The 15,214-nt window shown below is 43.1% G+C and carries 18 protein-coding genes; 7 read left to right on the top strand and 11 right to left on the bottom strand.

The window, feature by feature from the left end:
• The first annotated feature begins 121 nt into the window (after nt 1–121).
• From hypF to ACRHOZ_RS12955, 7 genes are read left to right on the top strand one after another with little or no spacing between them, the layout of a single operon-like run.
• On the top strand, nt 122–2,410 hold the full coding sequence (gene hypF, locus ACRHOZ_RS12925) for a carbamoyltransferase HypF (RefSeq protein ID WP_431126275.1): 2,289 nt from the start codon (nt 122–124) through the stop codon (nt 2,408–2,410).
• Nucleotides 2,407–3,507 carry a hydrogenase formation protein HypD gene (gene hypD / locus ACRHOZ_RS12930; RefSeq protein ID WP_431126277.1) on the top strand — a complete coding sequence of 367 codons (1,101 nt, stop codon included), beginning with the start codon at nt 2,407–2,409 and terminating at the stop codon, nt 3,505–3,507. The genes hypF and hypD overlap by 4 nt, the downstream gene beginning before the upstream one ends.
• A gap of 38 nt (nt 3,508–3,545) precedes the next feature.
• The gene (gene hypE, locus ACRHOZ_RS12935) at nt 3,546–4,583 is read left to right on the top strand and encodes a hydrogenase expression/formation protein HypE (protein ID WP_431126279.1); all 1,038 of its coding nucleotides are present in this window, start codon (nt 3,546–3,548) and stop codon (nt 4,581–4,583) included.
• 56 nt (nt 4,584–4,639) lie between these two features.
• On the top strand, nt 4,640–6,757 hold the full coding sequence (locus tag ACRHOZ_RS12940; RefSeq protein ID WP_431126281.1) for a TonB-dependent receptor plug domain-containing protein: 2,118 nt from the start codon (nt 4,640–4,642) through the stop codon (nt 6,755–6,757).
• Nucleotides 6,758–6,791: 34 nt separating this feature from the next.
• Entirely contained in the window at nt 6,792–7,433 is a 642-nt protein-coding gene (locus ACRHOZ_RS12945) for a TetR/AcrR family transcriptional regulator (RefSeq protein WP_431126283.1), read from the top strand.
• A 16-nt stretch (nt 7,434–7,449) separates the two neighbouring features.
• Nucleotides 7,450–7,707, top strand: a complete 258-nt coding sequence (locus ACRHOZ_RS12950; RefSeq protein ID WP_012813789.1) for a HypC/HybG/HupF family hydrogenase formation chaperone — start codon at nt 7,450–7,452, stop codon at nt 7,705–7,707.
• A 15-nt stretch (nt 7,708–7,722) separates the two neighbouring features.
• Nucleotides 7,723–8,493 (top strand): AAA family ATPase, encoded by a 771-nt coding sequence (locus tag ACRHOZ_RS12955; RefSeq protein WP_431126285.1) that lies wholly within the window; start codon nt 7,723–7,725, stop codon nt 8,491–8,493.
• A 4-nt stretch (nt 8,494–8,497) separates the two neighbouring features.
• Here the strand turns inward: ACRHOZ_RS12955 and ACRHOZ_RS12960 are convergent, their stop codons facing one another.
• From ACRHOZ_RS12960 to ACRHOZ_RS13010, 11 genes are all read right to left on the bottom strand, one after another.
• The gene (locus ACRHOZ_RS12960) at nt 8,498–9,481 is read right to left on the bottom strand and encodes a DUF6503 family protein (RefSeq protein WP_431126287.1); all 984 of its coding nucleotides are present in this window, start codon (nt 9,479–9,481) and stop codon (nt 8,498–8,500) included.
• Nucleotides 9,482–9,549: 68 nt separating this feature from the next.
• Nucleotides 9,550–10,056, bottom strand: coding sequence for a hydrogenase maturation protease (locus ACRHOZ_RS12965; protein WP_431126289.1), 507 nt, complete (start codon nt 10,054–10,056; stop codon nt 9,550–9,552).
• A 17-nt stretch (nt 10,057–10,073) separates the two neighbouring features.
• On the bottom strand, nt 10,074–10,874 hold the full coding sequence (locus tag ACRHOZ_RS12970; protein WP_431126291.1) for a DUF6503 family protein: 801 nt from the start codon (nt 10,872–10,874) through the stop codon (nt 10,074–10,076).
• Nucleotides 10,875–10,884: 10 nt separating this feature from the next.
• Nucleotides 10,885–11,211, bottom strand: a complete 327-nt coding sequence (locus ACRHOZ_RS12975) for a hypothetical protein (RefSeq protein WP_431126293.1) — start codon at nt 11,209–11,211, stop codon at nt 10,885–10,887.
• Nucleotides 11,180–11,578, bottom strand: coding sequence for a hypothetical protein (locus tag ACRHOZ_RS12980; RefSeq protein WP_431126294.1), 399 nt, complete (start codon nt 11,576–11,578; stop codon nt 11,180–11,182). The genes ACRHOZ_RS12975 and ACRHOZ_RS12980 overlap by 32 nt, the downstream gene beginning before the upstream one ends.
• The gene (locus tag ACRHOZ_RS12985) at nt 11,575–12,129 is read right to left on the bottom strand and encodes a hypothetical protein (protein WP_431126296.1); all 555 of its coding nucleotides are present in this window, start codon (nt 12,127–12,129) and stop codon (nt 11,575–11,577) included. The genes ACRHOZ_RS12980 and ACRHOZ_RS12985 overlap by 4 nt, the downstream gene beginning before the upstream one ends.
• Complete coding sequence (locus ACRHOZ_RS12990) at nt 12,116–13,990, bottom strand: nickel-dependent hydrogenase large subunit (RefSeq protein ID WP_431126298.1); 1,875 nt, start codon at nt 13,988–13,990, stop codon at nt 12,116–12,118. Before ACRHOZ_RS12990 ends, ACRHOZ_RS12985 begins: the two co-directional genes overlap by 14 nt.
• A 30-nt stretch (nt 13,991–14,020) precedes the next feature.
• Nucleotides 14,021–14,296 (bottom strand): hypothetical protein, encoded by a 276-nt coding sequence (locus ACRHOZ_RS12995; RefSeq protein WP_012813798.1) that lies wholly within the window; start codon nt 14,294–14,296, stop codon nt 14,021–14,023.
• Nucleotides 14,297–14,302: 6 nt separating this feature from the next.
• Nucleotides 14,303–14,593 carry a hypothetical protein gene (locus tag ACRHOZ_RS13000; RefSeq protein WP_041326879.1) on the bottom strand — a complete coding sequence of 97 codons (291 nt, stop codon included), beginning with the start codon at nt 14,591–14,593 and terminating at the stop codon, nt 14,303–14,305.
• 1 nt (nt 14,594) lies between these two features.
• The gene (locus ACRHOZ_RS13005; RefSeq protein ID WP_431126301.1) at nt 14,595–14,885 is read right to left on the bottom strand and encodes a hypothetical protein; all 291 of its coding nucleotides are present in this window, start codon (nt 14,883–14,885) and stop codon (nt 14,595–14,597) included.
• Complete coding sequence (locus ACRHOZ_RS13010; protein WP_012813801.1) at nt 14,882–15,208, bottom strand: hypothetical protein; 327 nt, start codon at nt 15,206–15,208, stop codon at nt 14,882–14,884. Before ACRHOZ_RS13010 ends, ACRHOZ_RS13005 begins: the two co-directional genes overlap by 4 nt.
• Between the last annotated feature and the right edge of the window lie 6 nt (nt 15,209–15,214).

The following is a 15,214-nucleotide window of genomic DNA, read 5'->3' on the forward strand; positions in this document are numbered from 1 at the left end:
GGTAATTACCCGCAAAGTGATTTTTCAAACCTTAACCCCATTAAAAACTGGACTTTTTGGGGTATAGTTTTTAGATCTTTCAAACTAACAAATTTGTGATATTACCTATATTGCCAAGAACATGAATAGTTGGCACATTCATATAGAAGGGAGGGTTCAGGGTGTTGGATTTCGCCCATACGTATATCGAATTGCTCTGGAAAGAAACTTAAATGGGGTGGTCTACAATGCCCTTGATGGTGTGCATGTAAAATTTTCTGCATCCCAAGAGGAGGCGAAAGAGTTTTATACCGCTTTAATCGATAAAGCACCTTCCCTAAGCAGGGTAACCAAACACAAAATCACCAGGGAAATAGGAGAGCACTACAAGGGTTTTCAAATCCAGCAAGACCAATCCGATGTATCCGCCTCCCTTATGCTTCCTCCAGATTTTGCAATATGCGAAAATTGCAAAAATGAAGTTTTGTCAAGCAACAACCGAAGAAAGGGCTATCCCTTCATTACCTGTACACAGTGTGGTCCTCGTTATTCCCTAATTACTGAGCTCCCTTATGAACGGGCATTTACCACAATGGAAAAGTATCCAATGTGCCCTACTTGTAGGCAAGAATATGGCAATTCTGAGGAAAGCCGTTACCATTCACAAACCAACTCATGTGCAGCATGCGGTATTCGAGTGGCTCTTAGGAACAACAAGGGTCAGAAAATTGTAACCAATACGCAGTTGGCAATCGAAAAAATAGCCAGGTTATGGGGAGAGGGGAAAATTATAGCAATAAAAGGGATTGGCGGATATTTACTAACATGTGACGCCACAAATGCGAAAGCTATCCAAACGCTTCGGGAGAGAAAGCACAGACCTTCCAAGCCTTTTGCCTGCATGTACCCAAACATAAATAAAGTACGGCAAGACTGCCATCTTGATTCCACCGAACAGTCAATGCTTACAGGTGAGGTAGCACCTATCCTATTGCTACAATTAAAGAAGAAATCCTTAGATATCGCTTTGAGCCATATTGCTCCAGGCCTGAATCAAATCGGAGTGATGCTGCCTTATACCCCATTGTATCTCTTACTGATGCAAGCCTTTGGGAAACCTATCGTTGCCACTAGTGGGAATCTAAGCAACGCATCCATCGTTTTTGAGGACAAAAAGATATTTTCAGAACTATTGGGCATTTGGGATTTTGCACTGACCAACAACAGGGAAATAGTAACCCCACAGGACGACAGCGTAGTGCGCTTTAGTCCATTTAAAAAGCAACCTATACTTATTCGCAGATCCCGTGGTATTGCCCCAAATTATTTTTGGCCGGATACCCCAACTGAACAAAAGACAATTTTGGCTTTGGGAGCCTCACAGAAAAGCGCTTTTGGATTGCTTTATGGAGGCCTTTTATATTTAAGTCAATATTTGGGCGATTTGACTTATCTAGAGAGCACGGAAAACCTTAAAAGAACTATTCAACATTTCATCAATATGCTAAATTGTCGACCCGAAATTATTTTGGTCGATAGACATCCTGATTACTATTCTACCGAATATGGTAAGCACCTAAGGGACGCAAACAGAACCAAACTTGTATACATTCAGCATCATTTTGCTCATTTTGCAGGAGTTTTATCCGAACATTCACTCCTAAATAAGTCCGAAAAGGTATTGGGAGTTATTTGGGACGGCACGGGTTATGGAAATGATGGGAACAGCTGGGGTGGTGAGTTTTTGGCTTATGAAAACAGGAAGATCAAAAGACTTACTCATCTGGCATATGTCCCTCTAATTCTAGGAGACAAAATGGCTAAAGAACCTCGTCTTTCAGCTCTGGCACATGCAAAGCAGAGCCCGGTCATGCTCCCCTTGTTGAAGGACAAGTTTAGCACGAAGGAATGGAAAATATATCAAAGACTATTAAACAGTGACCCCCCTTTAAAGACGTCAAGTATGGGGCGCTTGTTTGACGCTGTTGCCTGCCTATTGGGAATTATGGATACTCAAACCTACGAAGGCGAAGCTGCTCTACGACTAGAAACATTGGCGCAAACCTATTTTGATCACCATGTAAATACGCCCGATTCACGCTATGATACCCAAATATCGTATCTTGAAGGAATATCAACTATCTCCATCATTGAAGGTGTGGTTAGTGATTTGAATAATGGCACTTCCAAGAATGAAATCGCATTCAAGTTTCATTATTCACTGGTGAAAATGGTCGAAGAAATTGCTCTTGAAAATACAATGGAGAAAATTGCTTTTAGCGGGGGTGTTTTTCAGAACGGACTTTTAGTGGATTTATTGATGATGCATTTAGAAAATAGGTTTCAACTCTATTTTCATCAGCAGGTATCTCCCAATGACGAAAGTATTGCCCTGGGGCAATTAGCATATTATCAAAATATTGAAGAATGAAATTTCTAAGCGAATACAGGGATGCCGATTTGGCAAAAAAATACTTGGATGAGATACATTCCACGGTTACCCGGGAATGGAATATTATGGAAGTATGCGGCGGGCAAACCCATAGTCTGGTCAAAAATGGGATTATGGACCTGTTACCTAAAGAAGTTCAAATGATTCATGGGCCCGGATGTCCGGTTTGTGTTACCCCGCTTCATTTGATTGACAAGGCCATCTATCTCGCTGAGGACAAAAATGTCATTCTTTGTTCTTTTGGCGATATGCTGCGTGTGCCCGGATCAAAAAAGAGTTTGCTCCAGGCCAAAGCTGGTGGGGCAGATGTACGCATTTTATATTCTCCCTTGGAGGCCGTCCAAATTGCAAGTGAAAACCCTGACAAAGAAGTGGTCTTTTTTGCGGTAGGCTTTGAGACTACCGCTCCTGCAAATGCCCTTTCAATTGATAAGGCTTATGACCTGGGACTTACCAACTATTCCATTTTAGCTTCCCAAGTGCTGGTACCGCCGGCTATGGAAGCCGTTATCGAAGATGAGGAAAGTAAAATCGATGCATTTTTGGCTGCGGGTCATGTATGTACCATAATGGGTATGGATGAATATTATCCCTTAGTGGCCCATTACAGAATCCCGATGGTAGTCACTGGTTTTGAACCTGTGGACCTTTTGCAGGGTATATTGCTCACTGTTCAACAATTGGAGAAGGGTGAGGCCGAGCTTCAAAATCAATACAGCCGAGTGGTTAAGCCGAAAGGAAACCCAAAAGCCCAAGAACTCATCCGTAAGACTTTCATGGTCTCTGACCGGGAATGGCGGGGTATAGGCACTATTCCTGCCAGTGGGTTTGAGGTAAGACCCAAATATGCCGCCTTCGATGCCAATCTAAAATTTACTATCCAGGTCAAAAAAGTGGAGGAGCCCAAAGAATGTATTGCAGGATTGGTTCTAAAAGGCATTAAAAAACCAAAACAGTGTTCACAGTTCGGCAAAAAATGCACGCCCCAAAATCCGATGGGCGCCCCCATGGTCAGTTCTGAAGGAGCTTGTGCCGCATATTATCACTTTAGTGGAGCCGCAGAAACCATTGCATAATCTTACCCATCCCAACAATGTCAAAAAAAAACTTGAAAATGAAATTGCAATGTCCAATGCCCAAATTGGACTTTGATATCATCACCTTGGGTCATGGTAGTGGTGGCCTTTTAACCAACAAATTATTGGATTCCGGTGTCTTTCATCTTTTTGACAATGAACATCTGCAACAGCGCCATGATGGAGCTATGTTGACCTTAGAGGGAAAAACCGCATTTACTACCGATAGTTTTGTTATATCCCCTATTTTTTTTCCGGATAGTAACATCGGTGAACTGGCAGTAAATGGCACGGTAAACGATTTGGCCATGTGCGGGGCAATTCCACAATACCTTTCCTTGAGTTTTATTCTGGAGGAAGGCCTAAAAATGACCGAGTTCTGGGAAATATTGGTATCCATCAAATCCGCTGCAGAACAGGCAAATGTGCAGATTGTAACCGGAGATACCAAAGTGGTCGAAAAAGGAAAGGGGGACAAAATATTCATCAATACTACAGGAATTGGGCAATTACATGCCAAAGCCGATATCGCTCCTTCTAATGTGGAGCCAGGGGATAAGATTATCGTAAGTGACTCCATTGCGACCCATGGTGTTGCCATAATGTCCGTGAGGGAAGGGTTGGAGTTCGAATCCGAATTAAAAAGTGACACCCGTGGACTAAGTCAAATGGTTTCTAAGCTGCTCGACACATTTGGGGTAGATATTCATTTGCTCAAGGACCCCACTCGAGGTGGGGTGGCAACGGTTTTAAATGAAATTGCCAGGGACAGAAATCTGGGTATAGAAATCTTGCAAAAAAAGCTTCCCTTACAAAATGAAGTAAGCGCGCTTTGTGAAATTCTCGGCTTGGACCCGCTTTATGTAGCGAACGAGGGCATCTTCATTGCAGTGGTCAAAGATGCGATTTCCGAAAAAGTGGTCGAAAAGCTTCAAAGTATGGAATATGGCGCAAATGCTTCCATTATCGGTGAAGTAACAGAAAACCATCCAAAACAGGTGGTGCTCAAAAGCGCCATTGGGGGTAGACGCATTGTTAATATGCTGGCAGGAGAACAATTACCACGGATTTGTTGAATATTTTTGGTTTAGAAATTATTTTCTATTTTGTCTATCAAACCAAACCTAAACTCATGAAAAACATTGCTCTTACTGCTATTTTGCTATTTGCGCATGCACTTTTCTTCGCACAGGAACAAACTCAGGATACCATACAAATAGACCCTGTAGAAGTTACAGCAGTTCGGTCTTCTTCACCCTTAAAAAACCTACCGATTACGATAGCTGTGGTAAATCAGCTCGCTATTCTAGAAACGCAGCCCCCTTCAGCCACGGAAACCTTAAAGTATATTCCAGGAGTCGCCATTCAAAACGATGGAGGCATCACCAGCACCCCCATCATAAGAGGGCTTTCCCGGGAACGGGCACCGATTCTCATTGATGGGAATTCATTTGTGGGCGGACGAATCAGAAGCTACGCCTTGATTGACCCATGGCAAATTGAGAGGGTTGAAGTTATCAAAGGCCCTGCCTCTGCCTTCTGGGGCAGTGATGCAGTAAGTGGATTGGTCAATGTAATTACCAGAAGGGCAGAAAATGGATACGGCAAAGATTTTAAGGTGGGCACCAGCCTTTATGGGGGCTATCAGTCCGTCAATTCCTATTCGAGAGGACGCCTTGAAGTGGAAGGAAGAGGTAATGGTTTTGATTTTTTAATCGGAGGAGGTCTGCGTGATGCCGATAATACAGACACACCTGGGGGTGAGGTGCCAAACAGCCAATTCGAATCAGCCTATTTTGATTGGAATATTGGATATTCCCCTGCCGAAAACCATCGTTTTGAATTTAGCGGAAAATATTTTAAAAATGACAACGTGGGCTTTCCAGGTGGGTTGGGAGCACCGGGTCCGCCGGTACGTGACCGTGTTTTTGCTCCCGATGAACAGACCGGTTACAATTTCAATTATACCGGTAAAAATATATCGAGCACTATTGAAGAGGTGGGGTTCAATGCATATTTCAAACAGCAAAGACTGCACATTGACCAAGTGACCAATGTATTTTTTGAAGACACTATGGACATCAATCGAAGAATCGATGTCAGCTTGGATGTGGATGTGGATTTTGGTGGTTTCAAGGCCTTTACAGCACTTCGATTGGCAGAAAATTCCAAGTTGACCGTTGGTGCGGATTTTTTGAGGGAACATCGTTTTGGTACCAAAAGGGAGTTGGTTGTGGACATATTCAATCCTATGGGTGTACAGGTGAATCAAGTGGCCCCTCCGCCGGGACAAATCCAACCGGATAGTGATGCGACTTTCTTTGGGGTATTTGCCGTTGAGGAATGGAAACCCAGTGAGGTTGTTGATCTATTGTTCGCACTTCGGTTTGATAATGTCAAGACAGAAATAGAGGACGAACCTTTTTTTATTCCAGAAATCGCCGATTTATACAATGAGGACAACACTTCAGATAACAACACCGCCCTTACCGGTAACATAGGTGCTAAAATCCATGCATCGGACAGATCAGATTTCTCGATTAATTTGGCCAACTCATTCCGGGCCCCAGATTTGTTTTCCAAATACAATTTTGCCGATGGGGTCATCCCTAACCCCGATCTTGGTCCTGAAAAAGGAGTGTTCTACGAATTGGGTTATGCTTACGATGGTTCGAAGTTCGATATCGGCCTCAATTTTTACCAAAATTTCCTGAATGATCTGTATGTCCCGGTCAGTGTGGATTTTCAGGGTACTCCAAATGTTCAGAACCAAGCCGTGGGGGAAGCCAGACTGACAGGTTGGGAATATCAGCTGAGCTATACTATTGGCAAGTTGTCCAGTGTTTTCTGGACAGGTTCCTATATTAGGGGAAAAGACCGGGAAACTGATGAAAACCTTGCCTTTATGCCTGCGGATCAAAACATTTTCGGATTTCAACTTCGAGATAACCGCAATGCATTTTTCGGACGGGTGGAAGGCATCTTTACAAGCAAGCAGGATAGACCAGCCCCTACGGAAAGGGAAACCGATGGCTATAGCCTTTTCAATATCAGTGGCGGAATAAATCTGCATGAGGTCTGGCCAAAGTTTCCCTATTCCAAGTTGGTGCTATCTGTGGACAATCTTACGGACAAAGAGTACCAAAGTCATGTTTTTAGGGGTACTCCGGGAAATCAAACCCGATTTTTTGCTCCGGGTCGAAGCATTAATGCCCAACTCATAATCAAACTGGGCGTCGCTGGTAAATAGTACATCAATCGTGGGCAGTACAAAACAGAAAATATTGAAATCAGCTATTGGGCTTTTTAACCAAAAGGGGCTGGTCAATGTTCGACTGCAACAAATTGCTGATGAGACCGGAATAAGTGTAGGGAATCTTGCTTATCACTATCACAGCAAGAAGGCCATTGTTCTCGCCATAGATTCCGAATTGGGGGAAGAATTGGAACTATTGCTTTCGATAGACCAAAACTTTCCTTCATTGCTTGATTTTGACAATCATCTTGGGCGCTATTTTTTTATACTGAATCGTTATTCGTTTTATTTTCTAGATCTTTTGGAAATTGAACGGGCCTATCCAAAGTTGCATTCAAAACGGGTGGATTATGTAGAGAAAATGATTGCACAAATACACGAATGGCTTTTGCTCAATGTGGAAAAAGAAATCTTAAGGCCCGAAAAAATGGAAAATCAGTATCAACATCTTGCTGAGTCCATATGGATGATCATCACGTTCTGGCTCACCCAACGTCAAGTGCGGAGTAAAACCGATATCGGTGAAGGCCATTTTAAGGAGTTTATCTGGAACCAATTGATACCGTTGTTCACGGAAGCAGGTTGGATGGAGTTTGAAGCGGTGATCCTTCCACAATTAAAATTTTATTTGGACCAATCTATCTCAGTGGATTTCCGTAAATTACCTTAATTGTAAATCCTAGTTCATGTGTTTGGCAGTACCTGGAAAAATTATTGGCTTTGAAGATACCGTTGAAAGTGTGTTCAAAATAGGCAAGGTTTCCTTTGATGGAATAGTGAAGAAAATCAATCTGGGGCTGGTACCGGAGGCAAAAGAAGGTGATTATGTACTTGTGCATGTAGGTGTGGCCATGAGCATTGTTGATGAGGAAGAGGCGAAGCGAACCATGGATTTTCTTCTGGGAACCGACGAACTTGATGACATTCGACCCGATGAGGAATAATAATACCAAATTGAAATGAAGATAGCGATAGCAGGAAAAGGAGGGGTAGGCAAAACGACCATTAGCGGTACACTTTGTCGTATTTTAGGAGCCAAGGGGGATAAAGTACTTGCTATTGATGGCGATCCCAATCCCAATCTCTCCATTGTTTTGGGAATTGACAAATCTGATGCGGGGCCACCTAATTTAAGTACCGATATCATCGAAAGGGTCGAGACTGAAGATGGCAAATGGAAATTTCAAGTAAGGATTCCATTTCAGGAAGTCTTGGAAACCTATGGGCAAAAAGCCACGGATAATGTGACCTTATTAATGGTGGGCAAGCCCGAAAAGGCCGGTACCGGATGTATGTGTGGTTCCCATACCGTGGTCCGTGAATTGGTGAATGCTGCACTAAGTTCAGAACAGGGACAAATCATGGTTTTGGATACGGAGGCATCCTTAGAGCATATGAAACGCGGTACTTCGAAGTACGTTGATAAAATATATACTGTGGTGGAACCCTACTACAGATCTCTTGAAGCCGCTTCAAGGTTTGCCGAGATGGCCCAACAATTGGGTATTGGACAGGTTGAGGCCATCGCGAATAAAGTACGCACCAAAGAGGATGAAATGGCGATACGCGAATACTGTGCAAAGATAAACCTACCTATAGCGGTATTTGTGCCCTTTGACGAACAGGTCATGGCAGCTGACCTAAAGGGAAAGTCTATAATAGATTTTGATCCAGAGGCGAAAGTTGTAAAAGCGCTGGAAGCACTAAGTGATGCTATTTTGAAGAATTAGTCTACTACCGCCCCACAAGTTCTGAGCCATCTCTTCTGTTGAAGAAACCATCGGGCAATTCACGGTCTAAATTCACATCTGAATATACATATTCGTCCATGACCTTGCCATTGGGCCAATAACGGGTCCAACGATGGCTGAACGTAATCCCGTCCACGGTTTTGTGATCGGTCCAATAAATTTCTTCAGGTCTGGTTTCTCCCTTATCGGATTTATTATAGTATTCAATCTTGTGTATCAATTTATCCTGTGGGTCGACATAAAACCGCCAACTGTCCTTCCCCACCTCGGGGTCATACGAAATATCCAATAAAGTGGGTTCTTTGCCCGAACCCCCCAATAAGTTCAACTCAGCGATATTGAAGCCCGTAGACGCCAAACTTGCGTTCACACCCCTATCCTTTAGTTTAAAGGGCATAGAAAACCTGAAGAAGGCCATGGACGAAGCGCACTGGGGGTCGCAGAATTTAGAATCACACATCATGCCCTCTTCCTTGGCGGCAATCATCGGATCAACGGTTTGATTGTCCTTTGTTGCCCAAAAGCCATAATCATCTTTGCCCACAACTACTTCACTGTGGTCATCACCTACGGATTTCACCTGTAGCTTTAGCCCTTCCACGGTTCGTTTAAAGTAAAAGGTCTCTTCGGTAGATTTTAATAATTCCCCCGTTTCGTCATATAAGTTGTGGGTACGGGTGAACTGTCCTTGATCAATATCGTTCCATGTATCCAGGCCGCCCGCAGCGTCAACAATCTCATCCACAAATTCCGCTCCCGTGGGCTCCCTTAGAAAATTTTCCCACGCATAATAACCTACAACAGCTAGGGCAAGCACCAATGCCCCTGCCGATAACAATTGCATACGCTTAACGGTGATAGGTCTTACCAAATCCTTGACCTGCAAATCAACCCACCAAGGGATTTTTTCTTCTGATTTTTTTTGTGATTCTTTTGGGCCTTTAGTAGGCCTAATGTCTTGATTCATAACAAGCTGTTTACTTTCTAAATGTACGAAATTCAGGTATATAATGAAACAGTTTCATACGAGGATCTTTATTCAAAAGTTGCGAGTTTATTGATACTCAACCAATTTTGTAACCGACGCCTTGCTTTCGGGAGGGCTTCCACCACCACTTCGCTCATACCAACCGCAAAATCATCATGCTGTGCAGCCTCACAACCCAGTATATACACTTCATTGGGCAATACCTTCAGTGCTTTTGCCAACATCAATGCCCTAATGGGGTTGGTATAGTGCATATCAGCCAAAAAAGTTCTTTTTTCAAAAACAGGCATTTCTTCAATATCCGAAACCTTTTCCATCTCCCTAAAGTAGATGTGGCCTGCTTCTTCTCCCCAAGCCACGGCATCCGCCAAAATCAGAATATCATAGCCTGCATGTAACTCTTGTACCAAATGTATCCCCCCGATACCTACCTCCATGACCATAATATGGTCTAAGTGCGAGACAGCATCCCTAAACTTTTTGGCGAACTCAATACCAAAGGCATCATCCTGCTTCAATTCATTACCAACTCCCGCAACCAGGATCTTTTTCAACGCATCAGCCAACCCATCTAGTTCTTTACTTTAAACAATTCCTCTGGTAATTCTATGTCAAATTGAATATCGGAATTGCTGTATACAGTTCTTAAGTATACAGGTTCCCTATTTTCATTGGAAACATAACTTTTTCTTTCCTTGGTTACCACTATGCCGTCAACTTCTATAAAAGTGTCATAATCGGTATAGGTGTATCCTTTTCCATGATCCAAAAAATTGGCCACAAACTGATAATTGTCTGTATTCAAATAGTAGTTCCATGTATGCATCCCTCCTGAGCTTCCCGCTCCCTTTTCATAGGTGACCTGAAGATTGTGAACTATTCTGTTATTGGACAGGGTATCAATTCCTTCATATTTCAATAGGGTTCCGGGAGCCTTTAATTTAAATGGCATACATACCATATATTGTGAGCCGAATGATGAATTCCAGGCTGAATTTACGGCCACCTTATCTTCTTGAATTTCCCCGTTTACCAGTTTCCAGGCCTGTTTGCCGTTATTGACTATTTCGTGTTTGTTACCATCGAGTTCCCAACTCATATAAGCCTTGAAGGAAGGTTTTAATTGGTACTTATGTATTTGTGCAACGGTTCGCAATAAAGTTCCGGTGGAATCAAAGCTTTGAATGTTTTTTATGTAGGACATTGTCTTCTTCGCAGACCAATTGGCCATACCTCCGGCACTATGTATCGCCTCTTTGACGAGTTTCTCGGCCTTGCCCAATTCTTCCTGGGTAGATTCAGTTTGTGCTGCCGCGCTATCTTTTTTGGGTTCACCCTGGCATCCCAGGCCCAAGAGGGCAATCAATACCACAAGAAAAAGATTATTTCTTCTTTTTCGTATCGGGAAGATTGGTATTTTCAAAATCATAAAGTTCCAAAAGTGTGTTTATGGTATAGTCTTGTTTCAGGGTATCCTTCAAATCGGGATAACTACGTTCAATGGCCTGCAGCATTCTTGAAAGTGGCTCCCGGTGCATTAAATCAAAATACTTTAAAATTTCAGCCGTAAGTTCCCTGGTTTCTTCATCAGGAATGTTCCCCGACTGCTTCACCAGTTCCTGCACATACTGCATAATCTCCTTAAACTCTACGTTGTTGAATAGTACGGGTTTCATATTAGTGGGAGCCGCTTGCACAGTTATGGACACAATTGTCAAGTTTGACACCGTCTGGACCGTAACAGAATTCACAATCAGGGCCGCATTCGCCATGACCTGCTTTTTGCATACCCTGAAAAGCTTCAGCAAACTGTCGCCCCCCCTCTTTTTTGCCTGATTCCGATAATTTATAGTGGATATTTCCATCTTTATCCAGCATCACTAACAATCCGGTATCTGTAAGCTTATTTAGATGGTATTCCAAATTTTGATAGGACGTATTGAGAAAGGGAAGCATTTGGGTGAGGCTGACCTCGCTGCCCATACCTTCACCATGCATCCAATACATGACCTGCAGTATTTCTTCCTTCCAGAACAAGGAGCGCAATGCACTATCTTCTATCGATTCATTTTTCATACACTTTCTTCAAACAAAGTATCTCCCCTTAATTTTTCGGTCTCTAAAACAATATCGTTTTCTTGAGCCAACTTCCCTAAAATACGCAAAATTTCAGGAATTTTTGCCTCAACTTCAGCTGTTAGATACTCCCCCGCCTGTTCCGCTCCAGGTTCAACATCAACCAAATAGACCTCTTTGGGCCAAATCTTGAAGTGCTCACCAATGACCAAGAGGTTTTCAACCGAGATTACCCCGGTGGCCGCATCACCAACACAGGCCTGAATTTGTTTTTCAGAAGGTAAATGACCTAACCACTGATATACGGATATATCACCAATTTTTCTTTCGGGCCTTTCAATAGCAACCAAAAAAATCACCCGATCAAAAGACTTTTTTAACGTCTGGAAATATTGGACAATGGCTATAGGTCCCCAGTTCATTTCTTCTACGGTAACCGGGCCATTCCATGAAATGGATTGTAATTGATGTAGCAGAATTGGCCCAACCGAATGGTTGCGAAGTAAATGATAGCCTACCGTACCAATAAGCACATTTTTACTCGACCCCACAGGCACAGGTTGTTACTTCCCGTGTTACCATATGGTCGGTATCCTTGGCCATAATATGCGTGGTACATGGCATACAGGGATCAAAACTCCGTATGGCCCTTAGAATATCTATTCCTTTATAATCCTCCGGATTGTCGAACTTTTCAAGGATAGGGGTATTTAGAACGGCTTCCTCATAGGGGCCCATTTCTCCCCAGGGTGTTCTTGGTGCCGCATTTAATGTGGAAGGAGTAATAATCTGATAATTATCGATGACGCCATTCTCAACAATAAGATGGTGGGTTAAAAAACCTCTACCGGCGCCCCATGCACCAAATCCAATATGTGTTCCTTTTTTAGGAATTTCGTAGGGTACACTTACTTTGGTTTCCCCATTCTTGATTAGATCCATGGCCAACAACCAATTCTCCATGGCTACCATGGCAGAGTAAGGAATACAATAGGCCCTTGCCCTATTGCGTTCAAAGGCATTCCAATGTTCGGGAATCTTCCATTCCAAAGTTTTCTCGGGTAGATAGTGCTTGGGCACATGAATTTTCATGCTGGTGCCTGTATTTTCCAAGAACCTACTTGCAGGAGCTTTTTGAGCCTTGGCAGTCAGATACATTCGCGTATATGCACCGGCTTCCATGGGCATTCTATCCCAGGTAGGGGCAGTATCCCAACTATAACGGTCTTTCCAGCTTTGCTTTCCAGGTTTTGGAATGGTTTCCTTGTTCCAAGGATGGTTGGGACTTAAGGGAATTCCATTGGCATCTTCCTTAAAGCGATGTCCGTCCCATTTTTCATAATAAGAGTGCTCCACAAATTCTTCTATCCCGGCATTGAGTTCGGTGAGTTTTGTGGTGACCACTTCTCCATCCACCAACACACCTGGAGTGGACCATCGTGCCTCCCCCCATTTATCACAATTTTCAAAAGAGGCATCGTAATGTTCCGGTCTATCCCATACGCCAGTATCCATCATGGTGGCTGGGCGAATACCGCACTTGGCATACTCCGGATTGCTTTCCAAAAAGAAATCGAAAACATCGTCCCAGATTCCCGTTACCTTTTGGCTGTAGTCAAAAAACTTGATCAATCGACTATAGACTTCGTTAAGTACGGTAATGTTGACAGTTACGGAAAGTCCGCCTGGGACAACTGATTGAGGGTGTGGGTATTTACCACCTATCAACACATAGGCTTCCCGAGCCACCCGCGTCATGCTCAAGGCCTCCAAGTATAATTTCCCTTTCAAAGGGTTTAAATCTTTCATGATATCCAAAATGGTATCATAGCCGTGTACATCCTTATTCTTGGCTTTTGTATTAGCCGCCTTATCCAAAAGTTCAGGATTGGTTTCACGCACCAACTCCTCTGAATAATCAGGGCCTGCCAATAGAAAAAGATGTAAAGGGTGATCGTACAGGTACTCTATCGCCAGAAGAATATTACGCATTACAATTCCCAATGGTGGTGGTTTAATCCCCAAGGCCATTTCAATGGCCAAGGCAGCAGTAGTAGCGTGCACTCCACCACAAACTCCGCAGGCTCGACTACTGATATAGGCAGCATCCCTTGGATCGCGCCCTTTGAGAATTACCTCATAACCACGAAAAAGGGTAGCCATGGAATTGGTAGATAATACTTTCCGCTTTTCCAGATCAACCACGCTATGAAAAGCCAAAGCCCCTGCCACTCGAGTTACGGGATCATAGTCGATGTTTCTGATGAATCCATTGCGTTCCAAGAGCCCTTTTAAAACTTCCTGTTCCTCGCCTAAGTCAACTACTTTATGTTCATAGGGGTCCGCAAGGCCCTCTTTTAGATAAGCATTTCCTTGTTCATCAAAAGCAATCGGTAAATTTTTAAAGCACATAGGCGATATCGTTATTTCAATTTAAATTCTTTAGGCCAGTTTAAGCACTTTGGCAATTGCCACTAAATGGGAATCCACTGAGGACAACCCCCCATGCAATTTTTCCAAAGCTCCATTGATGACCCCCACCTTTTCTCCTAAGGGACTGGTATCATCCTGTATTTTCTGTAAGCCCCCCGCCAAACCTTCCAAATGAGTGCCGGCTCTTCTAAGAGCAACGATGATAAGTACTAAATATACAACTAATACAAGCACTAAAAGTGTTACTATTATTATTGTGGCTATAAACAGAGTCGATGAGTTCATACGCTTTCAGTTAATTTTTTCAGCTCGTGTGGCCAAAGTTGTTTTTAGGGTATCTGCATTTTCATTGATAGACCCGGCCACATCCAACATACCTGAAGCAACACCAATGGTATCGTTTAAAGCTTTGATATGTTCCGTATTGCCTGCCACACCAATACCTGCTTCTTTCATTTCCTTAAAATAGCGCTCAATTGACCTTGAAGCCAGCCAGGTCCTATGTAACAGGCGCACCAAATAAGGTAATATAAGCACTGTTACTATTAACAAAATCAACCATAAGATGTTTACTGCATTCATATCAAACGTTTTGCTTAACGGCTGCATTTATTGATTCTTCAAGTTGACCATCCACCACTTTAAGTCCCTCGGCCACTTCGGTAAGTGCGCCATTCAGCTTGGTGACTTGAACGGGAAGATGTCCCGTCTCGGTTTCGATTGCCCTGAGACCCAATCTCAGTTTGGCGAGATAACTTTGACCATCTCCTCCAATGCTGGTAAGAAGTTTTATAATTCCGTGCAGGTAGTACACCAAAACATAAACCAAAAGAAGTACCGCCAAAATGGTAATGATCATTAATATCACGTTCATAAACTAGAATTTTTAGAGCTTTGCAACATACAATGTGGACATCCCGGACAACCTTCAATGTGTTGGGTAATGGCCTTGGAACCTCCAACAATGGCCACTGCGGAGTTCAGTATTTTACTGGCCACTTGATTGGTCTTGGTCAAAAACAAGGGGATATGTATGGTGTTGTTCGCTGTCAATTTACCTTGCGTCCAAATATCAGCGGCTGTACGGTCAATATCTTTTGCGGTCTTTTTTATCAAATTGAGCAGAAAGGCAACTACCCCAATAACCACTAGGCCAATTACCAGTGATATTATCCATAATTGTATTCCCGTATCCATATAATT

Origin of the sequence: Flagellimonas flava, from assembly GCF_050617915.1 — a bacterium.
Lineage (GTDB): Bacteria > Bacteroidota > Bacteroidia > Flavobacteriales > Flavobacteriaceae > Flagellimonas > Flagellimonas flava_A.

Bases quoted from the DNA above. Each gene is read 5' to 3' on its own strand.
- hypF (WP_431126275.1), top strand. From the start codon at position 122: ATGAATAGTTGGCACATTCATATAGAAGGGAGGGTTCAGGGTGTTGGA.
- hypD (WP_431126277.1), top strand. From the start codon at position 2,407: ATGAAATTTCTAAGCGAATACAGGGATGCCGATTTGGCAAAAAAATAC.
- hypE (WP_431126279.1), top strand. From the start codon at position 3,546: ATGAAATTGCAATGTCCAATGCCCAAATTGGACTTTGATATCATCACC.
- ACRHOZ_RS12940 (WP_431126281.1), top strand. From the start codon at position 4,640: ATGAAAAACATTGCTCTTACTGCTATTTTGCTATTTGCGCATGCACTT.
- ACRHOZ_RS12950 (WP_012813789.1), top strand. From the start codon at position 7,450: ATGTGTTTGGCAGTACCTGGAAAAATTATTGGCTTTGAAGATACCGTT.
- ACRHOZ_RS12955 (WP_431126285.1), top strand. From the start codon at position 7,723: ATGAAGATAGCGATAGCAGGAAAAGGAGGGGTAGGCAAAACGACCATT.
- ACRHOZ_RS12960 (WP_431126287.1), bottom strand. From the start codon at position 9,481: ATGAATCAAGACATTAGGCCTACTAAAGGCCCAAAAGAATCACAAAAA.
- ACRHOZ_RS12980 (WP_431126294.1), bottom strand. From the start codon at position 11,578: ATGAAAAATGAATCGATAGAAGATAGTGCATTGCGCTCCTTGTTCTGG.
- ACRHOZ_RS12990 (WP_431126298.1), bottom strand. From the start codon at position 13,990: ATGTGCTTTAAAAATTTACCGATTGCTTTTGATGAACAAGGAAATGCT.
- ACRHOZ_RS12995 (WP_012813798.1), bottom strand. From the start codon at position 14,296: ATGAACTCATCGACTCTGTTTATAGCCACAATAATAATAGTAACACTT.
- ACRHOZ_RS13000 (WP_041326879.1), bottom strand. From the start codon at position 14,593: ATGAATGCAGTAAACATCTTATGGTTGATTTTGTTAATAGTAACAGTG.
- ACRHOZ_RS13005 (WP_431126301.1), bottom strand. From the start codon at position 14,885: ATGAACGTGATATTAATGATCATTACCATTTTGGCGGTACTTCTTTTG.
- ACRHOZ_RS13010 (WP_012813801.1), bottom strand. From the start codon at position 15,208: ATGGATACGGGAATACAATTATGGATAATATCACTGGTAATTGGCCTA.